The organism is Aureimonas sp. D3, assembly GCF_001463805.1.
In the GTDB taxonomy this organism is placed as follows: domain Bacteria; phylum Pseudomonadota; class Alphaproteobacteria; order Rhizobiales; family Rhizobiaceae; genus Aureimonas; species Aureimonas ureilytica_A.
In genome coordinates, this window is record NZ_BBWM01000095.1 from 1 (window position 1) to 2,180 (window position 2,180).

Genomic DNA, 2,180 nt, shown 5'->3' on the forward strand with positions numbered 1-2,180 from the left:
AGCACCAACTCACACCGAGCCGCTCCAACGAGGATTGGAACGGCTCGAGATCGTTGGATCTGCGCATCGTCCGGGTGTGAAAGCGGACACGGCTTTGGCTGGAAATGCTTTAGCGCGTCAGTTCCCAAAGCAAGCGGGCGACATCCCTCTTCTGCTCAATCTGCGGCAAATGTCCCGTCCTCGGAAAGATATGCAACGCAATCCACCCAGGCAGGCCAGTGAAATGGCGCACCGGCACGACGCGGTCCTCTGTGCCTGCGACGATCTTCACGGGCATTGACAGGCGGGTGAGGAGATCGCGCACCGAGATGTGCTGCGCTCCATTGGAGAAGAGACGGGCGCCGAGCCGCATCTGTGCATTCGTCTGCCGCCCGTCGGCTCGCGTACGGGCGGTCGCACGCACGAAACCCTCGGACAGGACTGCCGGATCGGCGACGAGGTGGCGCAGCCAGGCACGGACCGGTGCCTCGTCCGTCGCGCGGGCGAACCCCTCCGTGAAGCCTGTGTCGATGTCCGGCCCAAAGCCGGCGGGCGCGATCAGCAGGAGCGAGCGCACGTCGCTCGCCGTACCGCTGGCCACCCCTAATGCTACAGCGCCGCCGAGCGAATGGCCGACGAGGTGACAGCTAGACAGGCCGAGCGCGATCAGCGTGTTCTCGACGCCCGAGATCAGCGCTTCGAATCCATCGGCCTCGTGGGCTAGAGAGGCGCCGTGGCCAGCGAGGTCGATGCCGAGAACCGGGTTGCCGTCTGTCATCTCGCCGAGAAGCGGACGCCAGCTCGCCGATTCCGAGCCGAAGCCGTGGAGGAGGACGAGAGGCGTGCCCGTGCCTTCGCGCAGGCGCACGACGGCTAGCGGCGTCGCGGTGTCGCTCACCGGAGCTGGGGCGAGCGGGGCGGATACGGTGTCGAGGGCGCGGGCCGCAAGCGGCTGCGCGTCGGAGCGGGCGTCCGGCTGCGGCTCCGGCTGCGCGGCGGGTGCCGGGGTTGGCACCAACGCGACCTTCGCGGTGGCGAGGTTCTCCACGTCGTCGCGGCCGATGCGGCCGAGCGGGCCGGTGCCGGAGACGGATGCGAGGTCGATGCCGTGCTGGTGAGCGATGCGCCGGGCGAGCGGCGTCGCGCGCACGCCTCGGGGCTTGGCGCAGCAGGTCTTGGCATCCTCCGTCGCCTCGCCGTTCGCCAGTGCCGCGACGCTCTCGGCCGGTGCCGGCTGGGAATCCGTCTCCACATCCGGGTCCGGGCCGACCATGCCCGGCGTGCCCGCGTCGGCCGTCGGCGCGGGCGCATTCACCGCCTCGCCCTCGGCATAGATCCAGGCGACGGGCGAGCCGACGGCGATGTCGACGCCTTGTGCGCCCGTGACGTTGCGCAGTGTGCCGGAGGCCGGCGCGTCCACCTCCATGGCGGCCTTGTCGGTTTCGATCTCGAACAGCGGTTCGCCCTTCTTGATCGTGTCGCCTTCCTTGTAGAACCAGCGCGAGATCTGGCCGGTCGCCATGTCCATGTCGACCTTGGGGAGAATCACTTCGGTCGGCATCGCGTCAGCGCTCCCGCCGGGCCAGCGCGCGCACGGCCTGAACAATGTCGGGCACCTGCGGCACAACGGCCTTTTCGAGTTCGGGATTATAGGGGATGGGCGATTCCGCGCCGCCCAGCCGGATGATCGGCGCGTCGAGATAGTCGAAAGCTTCCGATTCCGCGATCATCGCCGAGATTTCGGCCCCGACACCCAAGGTCTTCACGCCCTCATAGACGCAGACGAGACGGCCGGTCTTCATGACGCTCGCGATGATGGTCGCGCGATCCATCGGGCGGATGGTGCGCAGGTCCACAACCTCGACGTCGATGCCGTCTTTGGCCAGTTCCTCGGCGGCGCTCAAGGCCTTGTGCACCATGATGGCAGAGGCGACGATGGTGACGTCCCGCCCCGCGCGGCGCACCAGCGCCTTGCCGATCGGCACGGTGTAGCGCCCTTCGGGCACCTCGCCCTTCATCTTGTAGAGGATCTTGTGCTCGAAGATCATCACTGGATCGGGATCGTCGATCGCGGCGAGCAACATGCCCTTGGCATCGTGTGGGGTCGCGGGCTGGAGAACCTTCAGCCCCGGCACATGGCCGAGCCAAGCCTCCAAGCTCTGGCTATGCTGCGCCGCCGCGCCGGTGCCCGATCCCGCCGG

Annotated in this window: 2 protein-coding genes; both read right to left on the reverse strand. The window is 68.0% G+C overall.

Going from position 1 to position 2,180, the window contains the following annotated elements:
- Positions 1 to 109: 109 nt before the first annotated feature.
- On the reverse strand, positions 110 to 1,540 hold the full coding sequence (locus AUL36_RS22915) for an acetoin dehydrogenase dihydrolipoyllysine-residue acetyltransferase subunit (protein WP_062224572.1): 1,431 nt from the start codon (positions 1,538 to 1,540) through the stop codon (positions 110 to 112).
- Positions 1,541 to 1,544: 4 nt separating this feature from the next.
- Positions 1,545 to 2,180 (reverse strand): alpha-ketoacid dehydrogenase subunit beta (locus tag AUL36_RS22920; RefSeq protein ID WP_280138005.1); only part of this gene is annotated, 636 nt, incomplete at its 5' end.